This window comes from Bacillus sp. 205(2023) (assembly GCF_037027485.1).
Taxonomy (GTDB): Bacteria; Bacillota; Bacilli; order Bacillales; family Bacillaceae; genus Bacillus; species Bacillus halotolerans.
In genome coordinates, this window is record NZ_JAXCHF010000019.1 from 1 (window position 1) to 19,495 (window position 19,495).

The window sequence follows — 19,495 nt, forward strand, 5'->3', positions numbered from 1 at the left end:
TTCAACCGGATAACTCACTCTTGTCCCCATAGAAAAAACACCTCCAAGTCTAATTTCGGCTAACAATCATCCGTTTTCAAACTTGAAGGTGTTTTTTATTTGTCTCATCTTATGGGGTCAGTCCCCTGCTTCAGGCTGTTTTCTTTTTTAACCCCATCATCATGTCATAATGATACAGCAGGGAAAGGAGATGGAATGATGACCAAAAGGATTCCCTACGACCAAATAGCACCTGATGGGTTACATATCATGATGAATATGGAGGCATACACGAAAACATCCGGCATTAACCGGACAACAAGAGAGCTAATGAAAATAAGAGCATCACAATTGAACGGCTGCGCCTACTGCATTAACATTCATACGAAAGATGCCCGAAAAATGGGAGAAACCGAACAGCGTATTTACGGATTAAACGCTTGGGAAGAGTGCAGTTTTTATACACCTGAAGAAAAAGCAGCATTATTGCTGACGGAGCATGTCACTTTTATTTCTAACAAGCGTGTGCCTGATGATGTTTATCAAGAGGTGCGTAAATTTTATAATGAAAAAGAATATGTTGATTTAATCCTCATCATTAATCAGATTAACAGCTGGAACCGAATCGCTATCTCTATGGGCAACATCGCCGAATAAATAAAAAGCTGACCTTTTACAGGGTCAGCTTTTCGCTATCAAAACCATTTTGTCAGCCACGCGATATAATATGCGCCAGGGATAAACATAAGCTGGGCAAGGAGTGTGCCCGCCACCCTTGACGTCACCATTGTCACAGAGGTCCATTTCAAATAAATATAGCTTCGTTTTCCTTTTGCCACATCATCGGCAAGAACAGACACTTTCGGATCAACAAAAATGGCCAGCAGCATCGTCGCAATCCCGTTGATTAAGCCTGATGCCATAACCGCCGTCGTGCTTCGCTCGGGTGCGAGCAGCCCTGCGTACAATGCGGAGAGCACGCCAATTGTATAAATGGACGTGATCAGCATGTTGATGACAAACAGCCGTTTTGGAATCAAGCGCATGTGAAATCCCTTCAAATACGAAGCAGACGGCAGACGCAAATAGGAGCAGGCATTTTTACATCCATTCTTAGAAAATCCTTTCCGAAAGACTTGTAAAACGGAGCCGCCCCCGCCCGCCAAGTGGATGATCGCACGTGAAAACAGGGCGACAAACGACGGGAGCAGGATAATGCCCACAATAGTCCCAACCGTCGAGCCAAAGATCAGGAACCGGAACTGCTCGCCTACGAGCGCCAGCGCGTTTTTTCCGGCATCATCAATTAAGCGCCCCGTGAAGGGCTGCTGCACCATGTTCGACATTCTTGACACGATTACCATAACATTAAACAAGGAAAGCGCGGATGCGATAAATCCTACCCGGGCCCCTGAAAGCCTTGTGGCATAGGCAAGGGTCTCTATTGAGTGAATCAATAACAAAAAACAGAAAATAAAAACGACTTGTGTTGTAATGACATGCACGGTATTCTTTCCTCCAGTTTCATCCTAGTGATAAGACTGAAGGAAACAACGAGAAGTTTCATGTGTGATTTGTTTTTTTCACAATAAAAAACCGCCGGCTTACGCCGAGCGGTTTGTCTTATTCTTTTCTATACGCAAATAAAGATTATATTATCCGCCGATTCGGGCGGGTTCGATTCATGTAGCATTGTTCCGAAGAATCATTCTGGAAAGTAAACACCATGGAAATTTCTTGAACACAAGACAACGAAAGCCCTACCTCTCAATCGTCACTGCGGCTCCGAAGCCGCGCCGGTGTGAATTGTAAAACAAAAAAGTCTTTTTTCCATCTCATCGTTAGGGGCGATTTGTTATGAAGGAAAAGAATAAGGGCAGCTGGTTTGCTGCTTGTGAAGCGGTAAAAGCTTCTCTCTCAAAACAGAAAAAAGAAGTTTACTTTCTTTTTTATTTGCTTATTTTTCTTGCTTAGCTATTCATGATAACATATCGCCCCTGCAAATACAAACTTTTATTATAATTCGAGTGAGACTGGTGTTTTCTCTCCCGCATTCATTAGCCTGATATCTTCCGGTTCGATTTCAAGAATCACCAGGTTCGGGTCATCCTTGCCGTCGAACCAGCGCTCCAATTTAGAACTCCAGATTTTGTCTTTCAATTCTGATGAATTGTTTATTTTTGCTTTTCCTGTGACTTCGACATACGCATCGCCAAAGCCTTCACAATCATAGCCTAATAAAATGTGCACATTAGGGTTATTCTCAATTTCTTCAGCTTTATGAGTTTCTTTGCTTGTCGGTGTATAAATCGTCAGCCCGTCATGGAAGAAAGTCATGTAGCGGGAATGCGGTTTGCCCTTTTGAACCGTTGCGAGCGAACCTACTTTATGGTGATCTAGAACATCAAGCACTTTTTGTTTAATATCTTGCTGATTCATCTCGAATCACTCCTTTTTAACGTCTCCGCTGTTACTTTTCCACATCTGGGAACGATTTAAACAAGAAAATGCGCTCTTTATTTTTCTGCTTCCCATTCACGCTTTAACAGACTGTAATAGACGAGGTCGTGGAACTTGCCTTTAATGAATATGCCTTCCCTTGCTGTTCTTTCCTCTTGAAAGCCGAGGCGCTCCGGGATCGCTCTGCTTTTGTGATTTCCGGCAGCCGCGCAGATGGCCACCCGATTCAATTCCAGGTCCTGAAAAGCATATGTGATGAGTGCCCGGCAGGCGGCAGTGATAATGCCTTTTCCTTCGTATTCCCCGTCAATCCAATAGCCAATCTCCGCTTTTTTATTCACTTGGTCAAGGTTATGCAGGCCAATCATGCCGCACAAGCTGCCGTCATACAGAATCCCCGCTTCGATTCCGTTCAGGTCAGCATACTGACGCCGCCAATCGGGAATGAGGGTTTCCCTGTACGTTTCGGCATCACTTGGATTTTCAGCCCAGAATAGCCATTGGCTGATTCGCTGTTGGTTCTCATGAATGATCGCTGCCAGCCGATCCGCATCCTTTGGCTCCAATAACCGGATGGTAATGTGCTCGTTTACACTGCAGGTGAACATCTCCCTCGCCCTCTTTCCTTTTTTACCCATTATAACGGTGTTTCCGTTTTTTTCAATATAAAAAAAGGATGGGCTTTTTAAGCCTCATCCTTAAATTCTAGGGTCGGTAAAGATATCGTGTTTGTCTGTGCTAGTTGAAGACATTTCCGTTACGACTGCGCCTTCCTCCCCGGCCTGGAACCAATGCTTCGTGTTCGGCGGAATTGTATATTGCCCGCCGGGTTCAAGCTCGATCTCATGCCAGACTGTATAGTATTCTCTATCCTCTTGAGGAGGAAGGACCTTTGGAAACTGCGTTTTTTCTCCTTCCACATAAAGATACACTTTTCCGTATCGGCAGCGGAAGGTCTCCTGCTTGCCTTCCTGCCCGTCAACCGGCGGATGGCGATGCTCCGGGCAAGTCTGACCCGGAAACAGCACCAGTTCCTTTGAACAATAACGGTCTGTATTCACATAGACAAAGAGCTGGAGCCCGGATTTTCGTTCTTTTCCCAAGCCGTAGTCCATGAGCTGAATTTGTTCTACTTCATCATCCGTTAAGACAATACCGGCTTTTTGATAGTAGCTGTTTACTTCTTCTTTCGTGATGCTCATTTCCTCACTCCCTTTTACGTCGTCACAAAGTCTCCGCCGTTTACATGCAGCGTTTGTCCTGTCATATAGGATGATTCATCTGATGCCAGCAGCACATAGCAGCCGACATGCTCAACAGGCTGACCCGGACGGCCCATCGGCGTATTTTGCCCAAATTGAGCGACTGTATCTTCCGAAAATGTAGACGGAATTAACGGCGTCCAAATTGGTCCCGGCGCTACCGCATTTACACGGATGCCGTCTTTAACAAGTGCCTGCGCCATTGTTCTTGTAAAGGCATTGATCGCGCCTTTCGTTGCCGTATAATCAATCAGCATCGGATTACCGCGATAAGGGTTAATGGAAGTCGTATTGATGATCGCGCTGCCTGGTTTCATATAATCAATTGCTTTTTTAGTTAAATAAAATTGTGAATAAAAGTTTGTTTTGAATGTGCGGTGAAGCTGTTCGCTTGAAATATCTTTGATGCTTTCCTTCGGATGCTGCTCACCGGCATTGTTCACAAGGATATCCAGACGGCCGAGCTCATTGACTGTTTTTTCAACCGCTTCATTACAGAACTCCTCTTCGCCTACATCTCCGGAGATTAAGAGACATTTCACGCCTTCTTGTTCCACGCGTTTTTTTGTATCTTCAGCATCTCCCTGCTCATCCTTATATACAATGGCGATGTCAGCGCCTTCCTTTGCGTAAGCGACAGATACTGCACGTCCGATTCCGCTGTCACCGCCTGTAATGAGTGCGACTTTTCCTTTTAATTTATCCGCACCTTTATAATGCTCGTACTCATATACCGGACTTGGATTCATTTCGCTTTCGATTCCCGGCTGGCGATTTTGGGTTTGTGCCGGCAGTTCTTTCGGATAGTTTGCCATGATGATTCTCCTCCTTTGTTTTTCATGTCTATTTGTTGTGTACCTCGTGCATTATCTGGGTAAACATGGATGAGCACCTTCGGAATGCTTTATCAGAAAAATGTTTCACATGAAACGCAAGGAGGAAAATGATGTGAAAAGGAGGTTGCTGAATGATTAACATGCTTTCTAAAAAATTCAGCAGACCGAAGGGGGTGTTCGGCATACTTGCCGGATACATCATGGCTGCTGAAAATAAAACACTGAATCAGTGGACAATAGATCAGCTTGGCTTAACACGGGGAGACCGCATTCTAGAAGTCGGTTTTGGACCAGGATACTGCATGAAGCAGATGCTGAAACGCGAAAAGAGTGTGCATATCCATGGGATTGATGTATCAGAGGCTATGCTGAAGCTGGCTGCACACAGATTAAAAACAGACCGTGTTCGCCTGATACAGGGCAGCATCGAAACGTTCCCCCTCCCCGCCGCGTATTACGATATAGTCATTTCCGTTAACAACTACACGATTTGGAAAGACCAGCAAGAAGGCATTAAACAGATTTATCAAGCATTAAAACCCGGCGGCAAAGCAGCCATTACGATGCAGCCCCGGGAAGCAGATGCCGGTCCCGAGAAAACTGAATCGTTCGGTAAACAGATGCTCGCTGACCTGAAAGCGGCAGGCTTCAAAGACATTGATATCCAATATAAAGACATTAAACCCGAGCTTTCAGTCTGTGCAACCGCAAAAAAGCCCGTCACATAAATGACGGGCTTTTCTTTTATGAATGTACGGCTTGCTTGCGCAAGACGTCTTTTTTCACTTTGCCGAGATTATTTTTCGGAAGTTCCTTTACGAATTCGATTTCAGGAATTTTGTAAGCGGACAAGCGTTCTTTACAGAATGCAATGACATCCGCTTCTGTTATTTCCTGAGTACTATTAGTGACGATAAAGGCTTTTGGTTTTTCTCCGTACAGCTGATCCGGTATCCCGACCACTGCTGTTTCAAGGATGCCCGGGATCTGCTGGATGACTTCTTCAACCTGATCAGGATAGACATTGTCGCCTCCGTAAATAATGACATCCTTGTATCGTCCGGTGATGAAGATAAAGCCGTCCTCATCCACGTAGCCTGAATCTCCGGTTCTGAACCAGCCGTTTTGCAGCACTTTTGCTGTCGCTTCAGGGTTTTCCTCATAGCCTTTAAATAAGAATGGGCTGTGCACAACGATTTCTCCGATTTCACCTTGCGGCAGCTCTTCTCTCGTCTCAGGATCTTCTACCTTGACTTGAACATCAGCAACAGGTTTACCGGCAGAGGCCGCTTTATCCATTCCCATTTCAGGAACCCATGTGCTGATTCCCCAAGCTTCTGTGCTTCCGTAACCGTGAGCGAGCTGGATGCCGATATCAAGATACCGCTGAATCAGGCTGCTAGGCACTTTTGTTCCGCCTGTCATCAAAATGATGAGCGAGGACAGATCGGTTTGATGTTCTTCCCACGCCTCAAGCAAATATGTGTAAAACACAGGAAGGGCCATAATCGTTTGAATTTTTTCTTCTTCAATGACCTTCAGCATACGAACGGGATCTTGATCCTTTGTAAAAATAAACGTGGTCCCCGCAAACGTTCCAAGCATGATACAAATAAGCGCGCTTGTATGATAAATCGGATGGCACGCAAGAAAACGCAGATTTTTCATTCGTGCGCTTGAGCTATTTGACTTTGATACGTAATTGTATATACCGCCATGGGTGATCATGCATCTTTTCGGATTTCCTGTTGTCCCTGACGTAAACATCAGAAGCGCTGTATCATCCGGAGAAACCGTTTCTGCTTCCGGCAAATGATCTGGTCCTGCAAAAAGCGCTTCAAACACTGGAGACGTCTCATACGCTGTTCCTGTTTCCATGATCAAACGGACAGAAGACAGCTCAGGCAGCACTTCATCCATTATCTCTTTAAATTCCGTTCCGTAAAACAATGCTTTCGGTTTACTTGCTTTTAAAATGCCTGTCATCTCGTATGGTTTCAGCTGCCAGCTGACGGGCACTACAACGGCCCCGATTTCAAGTGCGGCAAACATAATGGTTGATGCAGGGTGGCCATTTTTGCAAAGCAAAGCCACATGGTCGCCTTTTTGAATTCCTTTTTGAAGCAGAGCATTCGCCAGCTGATTGATCCGTTTGTGATATGCTGCATATGTCAGTGTGTGGGCTCCGCTTTTTACAGCTTCTATTTCTTCGCTATCCGGCATGTCATGCAGAATCAGATGCTGTAATGTTTCCATATTGTCATCTCCTATATTCTCTTGAATCTTCAATAATTTGTTAGATTGTCTTCCTTACCTCACCCATTTTAACCCAAAAAAGATAACTTGTAAAACTATTTCATTTTGGAATTATTCCATTACAGAATGATAAAATAGTCCCGCATTTTTTTATTTTGTGCTGCATCCATACAAAAACACACGCCTTTTTTTGGCGTGTGAATTGGGTGATTACGGGATGTTTTTTTCTTTCATCCATGTGAAAAAGATGCGGTTTAAACGCTGATACAGTTCTCGTTCCCCTTCCTCCTGAAAGCCCGCCATGCTTTCTCCGCTTTCGATAATGGCAGAGCTGATCGCACTCAAAATCTCTGATCCTTCAGCTGATAATGTGGCCGGCGCCATCATGACGAGAATTCTTGTCATATCGAGGGTATTTCCGTCCATGCCATTGACTTCAAAAGATGTGCTGAGGTCATACATTTTGAAAAAAGGCAGGACGATATGATCATTTTTGAGATGATAAAGCGCCATGTTTGTACCCGGTATGCCCAATCCCCCTTGTTTTTCGCGTTCTGCAAGGCAATCCGCCGCTTTTTTCGGATCTCGGATGAGGCCATCCTTTTTCAGCTGTTGAAAAAGCTCAAACAGCAGCATGCCGTGATCCGGCTTTGTTTTCATTTCAGTGAGTGAAAAATGGCGCAAGACGTCTTGAATCACCGCCATGTATCGTCCCACGCTTTCCGCCGCTGCCAGCATGTCAGGGATGTCGGCTTGCCGCGTTTCTTCCTTCGGGCTTCTTTTTTTCTCAAGAATGAGCGGGATTTTCCGCTTAATATACTGCTTTACCTGGTTTGCGTCTTCCTCATTTAAAAGCGGGCTGACCATAATATAGTCGATGTTTTGATAAGGGATCGGCACAGTGGATACAATCATATCATAGGCATGAGTGTCGCGGTCCTTCAGCTCGATCAGTGATGACATATCAAACGATTCAATTTCAGGCAGCTCTTTCTTCAATCTCGAAGCAAGCATTTTCGAAGAACCGATTCCGCTTGAGCAGACAACAAGCGCTTTCACTTTTGCTTCTTCTTTTTTGATTTCAAGCGCTGAACCGAAGTGAAGAACGATAAAGGCGATTTCATCATCAGAAAAGGACATGTCCGGGAAAAATTTTTCCACGCCCTCTTCTATCGCCATATACAGCAGAAAATAATCACGCTTGATCTGTTCCTTCATTGGATTATAGATGTCGATGTTTTCTTTCATGCGGCTGATGGCCGGCTCCAAATGGGCAATCAAACCTTCATATAAAGAGTAGTTTTTCGTCAGATCCATTCTGATTTTTTCTGAAATAAAAGCGATCAGCCGTTTTGTTTGCAGGGCTGTTTCAAGCTCTATTTCCTGCGCTCTGTATTCTGTTTTGTATTTGCGGTTGGCGCTTCGCAGGTGGATCGTAATATAGCCGACCTCCGCTTCCGGGATCGTCACGCCGAAAGCACGTTCAAGCTCGCCCGCGATTTCCAGAGCTGAGCTGTATTCTTTAGCACTCTTGAGTTCATCAAGCTCGCTCTCTTCCATGCTGATCGTCTCACCCAGTTTAATGCGTTCGATCGCAAACGTCAGATGAACGACAAGCGCTATATAGGAGCTGTCAGATAGAGAAAATGCGATTTTTTCTTTCAGCTGGAATAAAATCCGCTCCATTTTTAACAGCTCGCCTTTGCTGACAACCCCGAACATCTTCTCGGAGGAATCGGCTTTTCCTTTAATGTTTAATTCAACCGCTTCCAAAAACATTTGGATATCGAGGCGGTTCACAATCAGATTGCCGACAATTTTTCGTTTCGCGTTCTCTGGCCCCATGAGCTGGATGCCAAAGCCTCTTTTTCGGATCAGTGTTAACCCAAACGGAGAAATCCATTTCTCCAGCTCATCTAAATCGTAGCTGACCGTAGCATTGGTGACCTGCAGATCATGAGCGAGCGTGTACAGTTTCACCGGTTCTTGGGACTCTAATAGCGAACAGAGAATCAGCAATTTTCGTTCGTCCGCGCTGTATTCATGCTGTTCATGTGACAGCTCGGTGAGCAGCTTTTGTTTATCTTCGGGACTTCCTACCGCCTTCAAGCCTTTGCCGGGCTGTTTATCGAGCTTGAGCCCCACAGTCTCCATCAGCGGCTTGATTGATTTCAGCTCCCTGTGAATGGTTCTGGTGCTCACTTCCATCAGCTCAGCCAGCTCCGTTACGGTTACATATCGGTTCAGTAATAATAAATGCTTTAAAAGCTTTTGTTCTCTTGCAGTCATATACATAAAAAGGCCTCCAGACATTCGTGATGTGCGGATGAAGTCGCATGGAGATATAGGAAGAGGAAAAAAAGAGGTTTTCTTTATTAATATAAAACGCTTTCAAACAGGATTCAATCACTTATAAATGGGAATTTGGCACTAAGCAGTGTGACAATATTGAAAAAGCATCAGCCGTTATGCTGATGCTTTTTCTTTATGGTATATCGTGGCCTTGTACGGCTGTATAAATACGGAACCACTGATCCTGATCAAGCTTATACGCCAAGGCGTTTTCCGCTTCCGACAATCGGCATGATGCCGGCCGGATGCGTGAACAGCCATGCGTACATCACCTCGTCCAATGAGGCAGCACCGATTTCAGCCTGAACAGTTTCAAGCGCCGTGCGAATGCGCCGGTCTTTTTCCGTGTTTCCGGCGAATACTTTACCGCCTGCAAGCGGCGACCAGGCCATCGGAGAAATCCGTTTTTCCTGACACAGGTTCAATGTGCCGTCCTGAATATTTTCTAATTCATATGCGGAAAGCTCTATCTGATTGGTGACAAGCTTTTCAGGCAGATACGATTCCAGCATCCGATATTGATGGCCTTTAAAGTTCGACACACCGAAATATCTGACCTTGCCGGAGCATTTTAGCGCATGAAACGCCTCAGCCACTCCTTCCGGGTTCATGAGCGGGTCCGGTCTGTGAATCAGCAGCACATCGATATAATCCGTTCTGAGATTCAAAAGCGACTGTTCAACAGACGCGAGAATGTGTGTTTTGCTTGTATTATAATGGTGCGATCTGTGAGCAGGGCGTTCAGGTGATTCAAGAACGATGCCGCATTTTGTGACCAGCTCTATATTTTCCCTTAATCCGGGTGAAAGGGCAAGAGCATTTCCAAAACCTTTCTCGCACGTGTAGCCCCCGTAAATATCCGCGTGATCAAAGGTGGTGATGCCTTGATCGACACACCACTCAATGAGACTGAGCAGCTCAGCGTCTGAATAGTTCCATTCATTCAGACGCCAAAGCCCGTGTATCACTCTTGAAAATTGAAGATCCTCCGCCAAATGAATACGCTGCATGCAAAATCCCTCTTTTCTTTATAAACCGGGTTTTTGCCCCTTACTAGATCATTCGGCCTCAGACGCCCTTTTTCCTTTCACTCCCGTTAAAAAGGTTTTATTTCGATTGAAATTGCTTTTTTGCTTTTTCGACTACGTAGTGGCTGCCGCCGTGATCTTGAACATTTTGAATCATCATCGCGACAAGCAGGTCTTTGTTTTTATAGTCATAGCCGACGAACCAGCCATTTTCGGTGCCGTCTTTATCATCTTTTGATTTTTTCAGCTCGGCTGTTCCCGTTTTTCCAGCCACAGTGATTCCTTTTACGACAGGCTGATACGCTGACCCGCGCTCATCTTCGACTACGCCTTTCAATCCTTTTGTAATATCGGCGGCTCCTTCTTTCGTGAGCACTTGTTTGTGCCAGACATCAGCGGTTTGTGAGTCTTTCTTGATAAGCGTCGGTTTCACGAGGTCTCCATTATCGACAAATGGCGTGTAAGCTGCCGCTAGGTGAAGCGGTGACATTTGCATTTGTCCCTGTCCGTAGCCTGTATCCGCAAGCAAAATGTCTGAGTCAAGCTTGTCGTTTGCGATTGACGATTGCTGGACTGGGAATTCAAATGGAATATCCTCTGCAAACCCAAATGTTTTCATGCCTTTTGTAAAGGTGTCCGCTCCCATATCAAGCGCGTTTTGCGCAAAGTAAATATTGTCTGACGTAATCAGGGCATGTTCCAAATCCACTTGCTCTAAGCTGTCAGACACTCGTGTAACAGAATAGCCGCCCCAGCTTGAATCTTTCTGCCACTGTTTCCCTTTGATTGTTTTCTTCTCTGCGGCTTTAAGCGTGCCGTTTTTCAGGCCGATAGCAGCAGCGATCGGTTTAATCGTGGATCCTGGTGCATATGTTTTGTTGAATTTCGCAGAAAACGGATTGTTTTTGTCTTCGTTTAGTTTTTTCCATTCTTTATCGCTCCATCCGAAGATAAATCCGTTTGGATCGTAAGAAGGCGCGCTGACAAGAGCCAGTGTTTCACCTGTCTGCGGCTGCAGTGCGACTGCCGCCCCGCTGTCATCCTTCAGCTCGTCATAAAGATTTGTTTGCGTTTTGGTATCAATTGTGAGATGTAGATCCTCACCGTCTTTCGCTTTCGTTTCAGCGATGACTTCGCCGGTTTGCGGAACGTAGATTTTCCATCCTGTTTTGCCTCTGAGCTTGTCTTCATACACATTTTCAAGACCTGCGATTCCGATGTTTGACGTATCGCTGTATGTTCCGTCTTTCTTTTTCTTCAGTTCTTCCGCCGTAATCGCGCGAACGTAGCCTGTCAGATGGGCTGTTTTTTCGCCATACGGATAATAGCGTGAGCTGACATTTGTTCTTGTGACGCCTTTTAATGCCGTCACTTCAGACACTAACTTTTCTTCGTCCGGTTTTACTTTTTTGACCGGCACGAATGAATCATCTTTGACCCAGCTTTGTTTCAGCTTCTGGTTGATGTCATCTTCAGTTACATCCAGTTTTTTCGCGAGCTCTTTTATGACTTTCTCTTTTTTATCGCCAAGTTCTCCGGGAATAATTCCGATTTCTGGAACATCTGTGTTGACGGCTAAGCCTTTCCCGTTTTTATCGTAGATTTGGCCGCGTTTCGGTTCAATGCTGGCGATTTGAACGGTTTTGTCATCAGCCAGCTGCTTGAAAATAAACGATGGGTCCCAATCTATATTCCATGACTCCTCGTCATCTGTTTTTTCTTTTTTCAGCACAGCGGTATTTTTAAAGCTGACTTTGCCCGCATTTGTGTCCATGCTGACTTTGTATGGGATGTGCTTCATCGTTTTATTGTCTTTATCATCCTCATCCACTTTTCCCGCAGTGACTTTCAGATTTTTTACGCCTGCCTGCTCATAGATGGTTTTATATCTGCTGACGAAATCCTTTTTGGAGATTTCTTTTTTTACATCTTTGGTCAGGCTTTGATACATGTCATCGAATTGCTGATCGTTCCACTGTTTTACGAATGCTTCCATTCGGTCCTCTGGTGAATCTGTTTTGGAGCATCCGATTAATCCGATCAGCCCGATACATAGAAATAATAGTAGAATACACTTTTTACACATGACTTTCCCCTGCCTTCCACTTGTTATTTTCTCTTAAATGAATTAGTACGTGCAAGATTTTTTTGAAAATGAAGGAAAAGGTTCATCGTTTTTGCAGAAATCTCCTTTCGTTTCCTGTAAACTATTTGAAAAGAGGAAAGAAGGGATCACATGGTCAGAGAAGCAGCTATGCTTCATATTAAAGAGGGGCTTGAACAAGAATTTGAGGACGCGTTCCGGCTGGCGGCGCCGATCATTGCCGGAATGAAGGGCTATATCACACATTCTTTATCAAAATGTATGGAAGAAACACATAAGTACCTGCTGCTCGTAGAGTGGGAAACGCTTGAGGACCACACTGAAGGCTTTCGCGGGTCTTCCGAGTACAAAGAGTGGAAAGCCTTGCTGCATCGGTTCTATACGCCGTTCCCGACGGTTGAACATTTTCTCGATGTATCATAGATCTATATCATATAAAGCGTAAAACCGATGAGAGAAACAGACCAAACGAAAACGGCAGTATAGATGTTAAATGCTCCTGAGCTGTCGTTTTCTTTTTTGCGTTCTTCAAGCCCCTGAATAAACATGACAGCGCCCAGGAAAACGAGCATGACCGATTGGATAACAGAGGTGTGTTCCGTATAGTTAAAAGCGATAAGCGCCAGTATGATAATGATAACCGCAAAAGACATTTTAAAAATGCGAAACAAAAGGACCATCCTTCCTTATATACGAAATATTGAGCGTTATGCCTTTATTTGCCTTTGCCCTCCATTATTCTAGCGCACTTTTTTTGTATATAGAACATGAGACGGGGAAATTTAAGTTTCTTTTAATATTTGAATTCATATAAAAAAACGCGCCAGTGATCAGGCGCGTATTCTATGAAACTGATAATTCTCGATAACCTATTCCTCGGAGCACTTCGGCCATTGCCTGATAGCCATTGCTATTCGGATGGACACCGTCGAAAGACAGGTATTCCTGCTCTTTCCCTTTAAAGACACTGTAAACGTCAGCGATTTTAACATGAGGTGCTGTTGCCAGCGTTTTCAAATGCGAATTAAATGAAGTAATCCATTGATCAGCAATGCCAATGCCGGGAAACGGGTTGTATAAATTAAAAACACGGATGGCGTAAGGTGATGGATCTGACCCTTTGATATTGGCGATTTGGGCAATCATCTTTTCAAAATTCTCATGACAATGCGCGGACGCACGGCTGAAAATCGTTTCATCCTGAGAAGATTGATAGGATAATACAGATTCAATGAGATCATTTCCGCACCCTGTGATCGTAATCATATCAGCGGCTTGAATTTGTTTTTGCACATAGGGATATGACAGGAGCCCGAGGATTTCCTCTGTATCAAGACCGGATTTGGCGAAAACCGATACGGCTGTTTTTGATTTCAGATCGGCTGCCATCATGTCTCTGAAGCGCTGGACAAATCCTGCAGAAAACAGCCCAGAGCCTCTCCCCGTCGTTAAAGAATCTCCGAGCGCTGTATACTGAAGCACCATGATCTTTCCTCCACTCATGAACGTCGATACGTTAATGTACGCAGCAGAGAAAAGATCGGCTACTTATGGATACCCTATTTTTCTGGAAATCTGCAAAGCGGCTTGTTTTACCTTTTCCGTTAAGTACGGCAGCCTGTCTTCTGTAAATCTCGCTTCAAACCCTGCAATACTGATGCCGGCCGCCACCTGGTGATGATGGTTAAAAATCGGCGCGCCAATAGCGGCCGTATAGTTTTCAAGTTCTGAATAGCTGACGGTATAGCCGTTTTGCACCGAGGCCTCAATGGCCTCAAGAAGCTTTGACGGTTCTGTAATGGTCCCTGAACCGATCGGAATGAGCTCTGTCTGTTTGATGTACGCTTCAATTTCTTCACGGGGCAGAAAGGACAAAATGCTCCGGGCACATGCCCCGGCGTACAGCGGAGAACGCCGGCCGATTGCAGTGTAGAGGCGAACGGTCTGTGTCCCTTCAATCTTCTCCACGTAGATCGCTTCATTTCCGTCCCTCATGATCAAATGAACGGCTTCATCTACTTCACGGCAAAGCTCTTCCATCACAGGCTTGGCTATTTTTCTGATATCGAGTCTGTCCGCGACAAGCTGTCCGAATTCCAAAAACACCAGTCCAAGCGTATAAACGCCGGATGGGTCTCGATTGAGGAACCCCATTTCTTCCAGTGAGCTGACCATTCGGTGAACAGAGGTTTTCGGCATTCCTGACAGGGAAACGAGTTCGCTTAAAGTAAGGCTTGGTTCATGCAAAAACAAATTGAGCAGCGCCATAGATTTCACTACGGTTTTGTTTTTATTCTGCATCATTCCATCCCCTTTGTTATGTCAGCCATTCCATTTTCATTCTTGTTTTCAGTTCTTTTAGATGCGCTTCCCGTTCAATGAAAAGCGCTTCCGCTTCCTGAAGGGATACAGGCTCAAATTGGACGTGCTCACCCGGCATGATTTGCGAGGCAATCGGAAGATCAGCTGAAATGATGTGAGCGATCCTCGGATAACCTCCCGTCGTCTGCCGGTCTGCAAGCAGGATAATCGGATTGCCGTCAGGCGGCACCTGAACTGTTCCAAATGTCACCGCCTCTGACACCATCTCAAGCGGCGCCTTCAATTCAAGCGGTTCCCCTTTGAGCCTGTAGCCCATACGATCGGACTGCGGAGTGACACGAAACGTTTCTTCGTAAAACCGCGTTTGCGATTCTTCTGTGAAAAAAGAGAATTGTTTTCCTTCCAGCACTCGGATCACCGGATTCTTTTTTAACGGCAGAAATCTGTATCGGCTGACTGACCAGTTCGGCGCCGCAAACCCTCGCTGGCCAAGGTGTTGGCTCAAGCGGGAGACGATGGTTTTCGAAAGAGATGACATCTCTCCGATCGGCAGTTCATCTTCCTTCTGAAGCGCTCTTCCGCGAAATCCGCCGATGCCCGCTCTGACATACGTGCTTTTGCTTTCCATCACAGCAGGTACATTGAAGCCGCCGGCTGTCGCCAAATAAGCGCGGCTGCCGAGTTTGCAGGGGCCGAAGGTGACCGTGCTGTTTCCCTTAACGAGCACAGGTTTCCAAAGAGGCGCTTCCTCATCATTCACACGCAGGGTAAAGTCCGCTCCTGTTACGGCAATCAGCATTGGTTCTGACACATAAAGCGACGGGCCGGGACCCATCAGCGTAATTTCAAGACCGGCTTCTTTTTCGCTGTTTCCGATCAGCAGATTGGCAATTCGAAGCGACACCGTGTCCATGGCGCCGCTTGCCAGCACGCCGTATTTTTGATACCCCGTTCTGCCTATATCCTGAACCGTTGTGAGCAGTCCGGGCTTTAACACTTTCATGCTCAATTGGACTCCTCCTTATAGGCGTGATAGTCATCCTCTGAGATGCGGACAAATGTAACAATATCTCCTGCTCTTAATAACGTTGGCGGGTTTTCCTGCGGCCGGAATAGAGCCAGCGGCGTTTTGCCGATCAGCTGCCAGCCGCCCGGTGTCGAAATCGGATAAACGCCTGTTTGCAGTCCCGCAATTCCGACTGAACCGGCAGGAATCGATGGTCTTGGCGATGATTTCCTTGGAGCTGCAATGCGTTTGGACATCCCGCCTAGGAAAGGAAACCCCGGTGCAAAGCCCAGCATATACACCACATATTCGCCGCCTGTATGAATCTCAATGACTTCTTCGGGTGTGAGATGATTGATCTTCGCCACCTCTTCTAAATCAGGCCCGAAATCACCGCCATAGCAGACGGGAATTTCAACGACGCGGCGGCTGCTTTCATAATCAGCCGTTAATTCTCCGAGCCGCTCATGAACATCGCGTTTCACCTTCTCAAAAGGCGAGCTGATGCCTTGAGGCAAATGCTTATACACTTCATACATATCATAAAATACGGTAAGACTCGTAAAAGCCGGGATACATTCAATGAATCCCGGAAACGGCTGTTCTTCTATATAAGCGGCAGCGGCATGGACAAGACCGTTTACTTGCTCGCTTATTTCTTCTCCAAATCGGATCATCATTGCAGAATCACCGAGCTGTTCGATTTGTAATCGTTCAGTCATCTTTCTCACCTCGTTTATTTCTCGTTCATCAGGAGGACGAGAGGTTACAGCACCGCAAGCGACTCGTCTCGAATATCTGTGATGAGCATATGCCCCGGCGCATGTGTGATGACCATTTCAGGTTTTACATTCATAGCCACAGCTTGCGGAGTTACCCCGCATGCCCAAAATAGAGGAACCTCGCCTCCACGAACAGAAACGGCATCTCCGAAATCTGGATTGCTCAAATCCTGTATGCCGATCGCTTTTGGATTGCCGATATGAATCGGTCCTCCGTGCACAGCCGGAAAACGCGAGGTCACCTGTGCGGCGCGTACAGCGAGCCGTTCAGGAACCGGTCTCATACTGACAACCAACTGTCCATGAAACGGCCCCGCCGGAACACAATCTATATTCGTTTTGTACATTGGAACGTTCGTCCCCTCGTCGATATGTCTGACGGGTATTCCATTATTGATCAGCGCTTGTTCAAAAGAGAAACTGCATCCGATCAGAAAGCCGACAAAATCGTCCTCCCAGTATGGCGTAATATCAGATACCTCATCTGTCAAAACACCGTGCCTGTATACACGGTATTTTGGAAAATCCGTTCTGATATCCGCATCTGGCGCTGCAAGCGACGGCACAGGCGAACCGGATTCCGTCACATCCAGCACCGGACAGGGTTTTGGATTCCGCTGGCAAAACAGCAGAAAGTCAAATGCCAGATCTTTTTTCAAAATCACAAGGTTCGCTTGAGCATAGCCGCCGGACATTCCGGCGGTCGGCCCGTTTATTTTCCCCTCTCGTATAAGCGCGCGCACATCTCTTGGCGCCATCTTGTTCAAATGATCCACTCTTATCAGCTCCACAATTGAGGAAGTTGTGTAAATAACGTGTAGACGCCCATAATCGCCATGACGATGACAACCAGTGCACCTGAGCCTGTCAGCCAAAGCGGATGCTTATAATCACCGACAATGTTTTTCTTATATGCGGCAATAAGCAGCGTTCCAAGCGCAATCGGCAGAATCAAACCGTTCAGAGATCCGACAAGCACAAGAATTTTCGCCGGCTGGCCGATAGTGACGAAAGCTAATGTAGAAACGACAATAAATCCGATAATAATGCCGCGTGAATTCTTTTCAATTTTTGGAGAAAAGGTTTTAAAAAATGAAACAGATGTATAAGCGGCCCCGATAACAGACGTAATGGCCGCTGACCACATGATCAATCCGAAGATTTTATAACCGACATTTCCCGCTGCCAGCTGGAACACAGAGGCCGCCGGGTTGCTTTCGTCAATGTGCAGGCCTTTTGAAACAACGCCGAGCACAGCTAAGAAAAGGGCGATCCGCATGATGGATGTAATTAAAATGCCGATAACTGAGCTTTTTGTCACCTGGGGGATGGATTCCTTGCCTTTAATCCCTGCATCAAGCAAACGATGTCCGCCGGCAAATGTGATATATCCCCCGACGGTTCCGCCAACTAATGTGACAATTGCAAATATACTTATATGTTCAGGGACAAACGTGTTAGCCACAGCCTGTCCGACCGGCGGCGCTGTGGTGACCGCAACAAAGACAGTTAAAATAATCATGACAAAACCCGCGATTTGCGTAAAACGGTCCATCGCTTTTCCTGCTTCCTTAATGACAAAAATCAGAATGGCGATGACGGCGCTGATTAAGGCGCCTGTTTCTGGTGTAATGCCGAACAAGACTTGAAGTCCGAGCCCAGCCCCTCCGATATTCCCGATATTAAAGGCAAGTCCGCCAAGCACGACGAGAATTGCGATAAAATATCCCAGTCCGGGAAGCACCATATTCGCAATCTCCTGACCCCTTTTTCCTGAGACCGCAATGATGCGCCATACGTTGGTTTGAGCGAAGATATCCAAAATAATAGAAATGAAAATAACAAAACCGAAGCTTGCTGCGAGTGTGTTTGTGAATGTTGCGGTTTGTGTCAGGAATCCCGGGCCGATTGCTGATGTCGCCATTAAGAAGGCGGCCCCCATCAGCAATGACCAGCTGCCCGTTTTTTTCCCTGCTGTTTTTTTCTGCTGCTCCATCTATTTTCCTCCTTCTGATTACTTCTGCGCTGAAATAGCAGTCACTTCGATTCCGGCCGCTTTAAGCTCTTTTCGTATTTTTTGCGCAAACGTCAGCGCATGGGCACCGTCTCCGTGAATGCAAACCGTATCTGCTTTTAAGGACACATCATGCCCTTGCTGGGATTTGACCGCTCCCTCTTTTACCATTTTGATCACCTGGCTGACAGCGGCATCGTCGCTTTCAATCAGCGCATCAGGCTGAGAACGCGGTGTCAGTGTGCCGTCCGCTTGGTATGTTCTGTCGGCGAACACTTCACTTGCTGTTTGAAGCCCGATCCGTTCTCCCGCTTTTACAAGCTCGCTCTCAGCAAGGCCGAAAAGAATCAGTCCTGGATCGACCTTGTAGACAGCTTTTGCAATGGCGTCCGATAGCTTCTGATCGACTGCGGCCATATTGTACAAAGCGCCGTGCGGCTTGACGTGCTGCATGTGAAGTCCTTCCGCTTTTAAAAACCCTGACAAGGCGCCAATTTGATAAACCACAAGATCATATGCTTCCTCTGGAGAAATCGCTATATTTCGGCGGCCGAAGCCGAGCAAATCCGGGAGTCCCGGATGAGCGCCGATTTTCACGCCTTTTTCAGCAGCAAGGGCAACTGTTTTCCGCATGACACTTGGATCCCCTGCATGAAATCCGCATGCGACATTCGCTGAAGTGACAAACGCTAAAATATCTTGATCAAGACCTATCGTATAGGCTCCGAAGCTTTCCCCTAAATCACAATTTAAATCAACTTGAAACACAGAATCCCTCCTGCCAAGCAAACGATTGCTTTATGTATTTTATTGTTCCGAAATTCGGAACGACTATTCCGAATTTTTGAACTTTATTTCATTATATTCAATCATATCAGTTTGTGAAATAACTTTGTTAGAAAACCTACCATGGTCCTAGAAGAAAATCTCCCTGATAAAAAAAGAAAAGAGTCCTTATCTCAGGACTCTCAGGCTGTCGAGAAAATCTCGACAGCCTTTATTTTTTCTTAAAATATCCATTCTCATGTAATAAAATAAAAGAAAGACTTACAAGGACGGTGTCTTTCTCATGTTGCACACAAGAAATTCTTCTC

At 45.9% G+C, this 19,495-nt stretch carries 19 protein-coding genes and 1 pseudogene; 3 read left to right on the plus strand and 17 right to left on the minus strand.

Going from position 1 to position 19,495, the window contains the following annotated elements:
* The first annotated feature begins 198 nt into the window (after positions 1–198).
* Complete coding sequence (locus WA325_RS20705) at positions 199–636, plus strand: carboxymuconolactone decarboxylase family protein (protein WP_105955181.1); 438 nt, start codon at positions 199–201, stop codon at positions 634–636.
* A gap of 38 nt (positions 637–674) precedes the next feature.
* Here the strand turns inward: WA325_RS20705 and amj are convergent, their stop codons facing one another.
* The 5 genes from amj to WA325_RS20730 all read right to left on the minus strand — a co-directional run bounded on the left by amj (position 675) and on the right by WA325_RS20730 (position 4,516).
* On the minus strand, positions 675–1,484 hold the full coding sequence (gene amj / locus WA325_RS20710) for a lipid II flippase Amj (protein ID WP_202853106.1): 810 nt from the start codon (positions 1,482–1,484) through the stop codon (positions 675–677).
* Positions 1,485–1,995: 511 nt separating this feature from the next.
* Positions 1,996–2,418: a pyridoxamine 5'-phosphate oxidase family protein gene (locus WA325_RS20715; protein ID WP_024120258.1), complete on the minus strand. Its 423-nt coding sequence runs from the start codon at positions 2,416–2,418 to the stop codon at positions 1,996–1,998.
* 77 nt (positions 2,419–2,495) lie between these two features.
* Positions 2,496–3,047, minus strand: a complete 552-nt coding sequence (locus tag WA325_RS20720) for a GNAT family N-acetyltransferase (RefSeq protein WP_059334509.1) — start codon at positions 3,045–3,047, stop codon at positions 2,496–2,498.
* A 90-nt stretch (positions 3,048–3,137) separates the two neighbouring features.
* Positions 3,138–3,641, minus strand: coding sequence for a D-lyxose ketol-isomerase (lyxE, locus tag WA325_RS20725; protein ID WP_305934901.1), 504 nt, complete (start codon positions 3,639–3,641; stop codon positions 3,138–3,140).
* A 14-nt stretch (positions 3,642–3,655) separates the two neighbouring features.
* Positions 3,656–4,516, minus strand: a complete 861-nt coding sequence (locus WA325_RS20730; RefSeq protein WP_227598988.1) for an SDR family oxidoreductase — start codon at positions 4,514–4,516, stop codon at positions 3,656–3,658.
* Positions 4,517–4,668: 152 nt separating this feature from the next.
* Here WA325_RS20730 and WA325_RS20735 point away from each other — a divergent pair, with 152 nt between their 5' ends.
* Positions 4,669–5,265: a class I SAM-dependent methyltransferase gene (locus tag WA325_RS20735; protein ID WP_181185734.1), complete on the plus strand. Its 597-nt coding sequence runs from the start codon at positions 4,669–4,671 to the stop codon at positions 5,263–5,265.
* A 16-nt stretch (positions 5,266–5,281) separates the two neighbouring features.
* Here the strand turns inward: WA325_RS20735 and WA325_RS20740 are convergent, their stop codons facing one another.
* The 4 genes and pseudogenes from WA325_RS20740 to WA325_RS20755 form a co-directional block, all read right to left on the minus strand.
* Complete coding sequence (locus tag WA325_RS20740) at positions 5,282–6,793, minus strand: class I adenylate-forming enzyme family protein (RefSeq protein WP_105955186.1); 1,512 nt, start codon at positions 6,791–6,793, stop codon at positions 5,282–5,284.
* 210 nt (positions 6,794–7,003) lie between these two features.
* Positions 7,004–9,088 carry a BglG family transcription antiterminator gene (locus WA325_RS20745; protein WP_105955187.1) on the minus strand — a complete coding sequence of 695 codons (2,085 nt, stop codon included), beginning with the start codon at positions 9,086–9,088 and terminating at the stop codon, positions 7,004–7,006.
* Positions 9,089–9,278: 190 nt separating this feature from the next.
* Positions 9,279–10,155: pseudogene (locus WA325_RS20750) on the minus strand (aldo/keto reductase).
* Positions 10,156–10,252: 97 nt separating this feature from the next.
* Positions 10,253–12,259, minus strand: a complete 2,007-nt coding sequence (locus tag WA325_RS20755) for a penicillin-binding transpeptidase domain-containing protein (protein WP_326325140.1) — start codon at positions 12,257–12,259, stop codon at positions 10,253–10,255.
* 150 nt (positions 12,260–12,409) lie between these two features.
* Here WA325_RS20755 and WA325_RS20760 point away from each other — a divergent pair, with 150 nt between their 5' ends.
* Positions 12,410–12,700, plus strand: a complete 291-nt coding sequence (locus WA325_RS20760) for an antibiotic biosynthesis monooxygenase family protein (RefSeq protein WP_024120249.1) — start codon at positions 12,410–12,412, stop codon at positions 12,698–12,700.
* A gap of 2 nt (positions 12,701–12,702) precedes the next feature.
* Here the strand turns inward: WA325_RS20760 and WA325_RS20765 are convergent, their stop codons facing one another.
* The 8 genes from WA325_RS20765 to pxpA all read right to left on the minus strand — a co-directional run bounded on the left by WA325_RS20765 (position 12,703) and on the right by pxpA (position 19,169).
* Positions 12,703–12,948 carry a YczI family protein gene (locus WA325_RS20765; RefSeq protein WP_010333057.1) on the minus strand — a complete coding sequence of 82 codons (246 nt, stop codon included), beginning with the start codon at positions 12,946–12,948 and terminating at the stop codon, positions 12,703–12,705.
* Positions 12,949–13,120: 172 nt separating this feature from the next.
* The gene (locus WA325_RS20770; protein WP_202853241.1) at positions 13,121–13,762 is read right to left on the minus strand and encodes a GDSL-type esterase/lipase family protein; all 642 of its coding nucleotides are present in this window, start codon (positions 13,760–13,762) and stop codon (positions 13,121–13,123) included.
* A gap of 63 nt (positions 13,763–13,825) precedes the next feature.
* Positions 13,826–14,578: an IclR family transcriptional regulator gene (locus WA325_RS20775; protein WP_336184146.1), complete on the minus strand. Its 753-nt coding sequence runs from the start codon at positions 14,576–14,578 to the stop codon at positions 13,826–13,828.
* A 16-nt stretch (positions 14,579–14,594) separates the two neighbouring features.
* A complete protein-coding gene (locus WA325_RS20780) occupies positions 14,595–15,602 on the minus strand; it encodes a biotin-dependent carboxyltransferase family protein (RefSeq protein ID WP_105955233.1) in 1,008 nt (335 codons plus the stop codon).
* A 2-nt stretch (positions 15,603–15,604) separates the two neighbouring features.
* Entirely contained in the window at positions 15,605–16,327 is a 723-nt protein-coding gene (gene pxpB, locus WA325_RS20785) for a 5-oxoprolinase subunit PxpB (protein ID WP_105955189.1), read from the minus strand.
* A 44-nt stretch (positions 16,328–16,371) separates the two neighbouring features.
* Positions 16,372–17,163, minus strand: a complete 792-nt coding sequence (locus WA325_RS20790; protein ID WP_336184147.1) for a putative hydro-lyase — start codon at positions 17,161–17,163, stop codon at positions 16,372–16,374.
* Positions 17,164–17,168: 5 nt separating this feature from the next.
* Positions 17,169–18,383, minus strand: a complete 1,215-nt coding sequence (locus tag WA325_RS20795) for an NRAMP family divalent metal transporter (protein WP_105991490.1) — start codon at positions 18,381–18,383, stop codon at positions 17,169–17,171.
* An 18-nt stretch (positions 18,384–18,401) separates the two neighbouring features.
* Entirely contained in the window at positions 18,402–19,169 is a 768-nt protein-coding gene (gene pxpA / locus WA325_RS20800; RefSeq protein WP_105991491.1) for a 5-oxoprolinase subunit PpxA, read from the minus strand.
* Positions 19,170–19,495 lie beyond the last annotated feature (326 nt).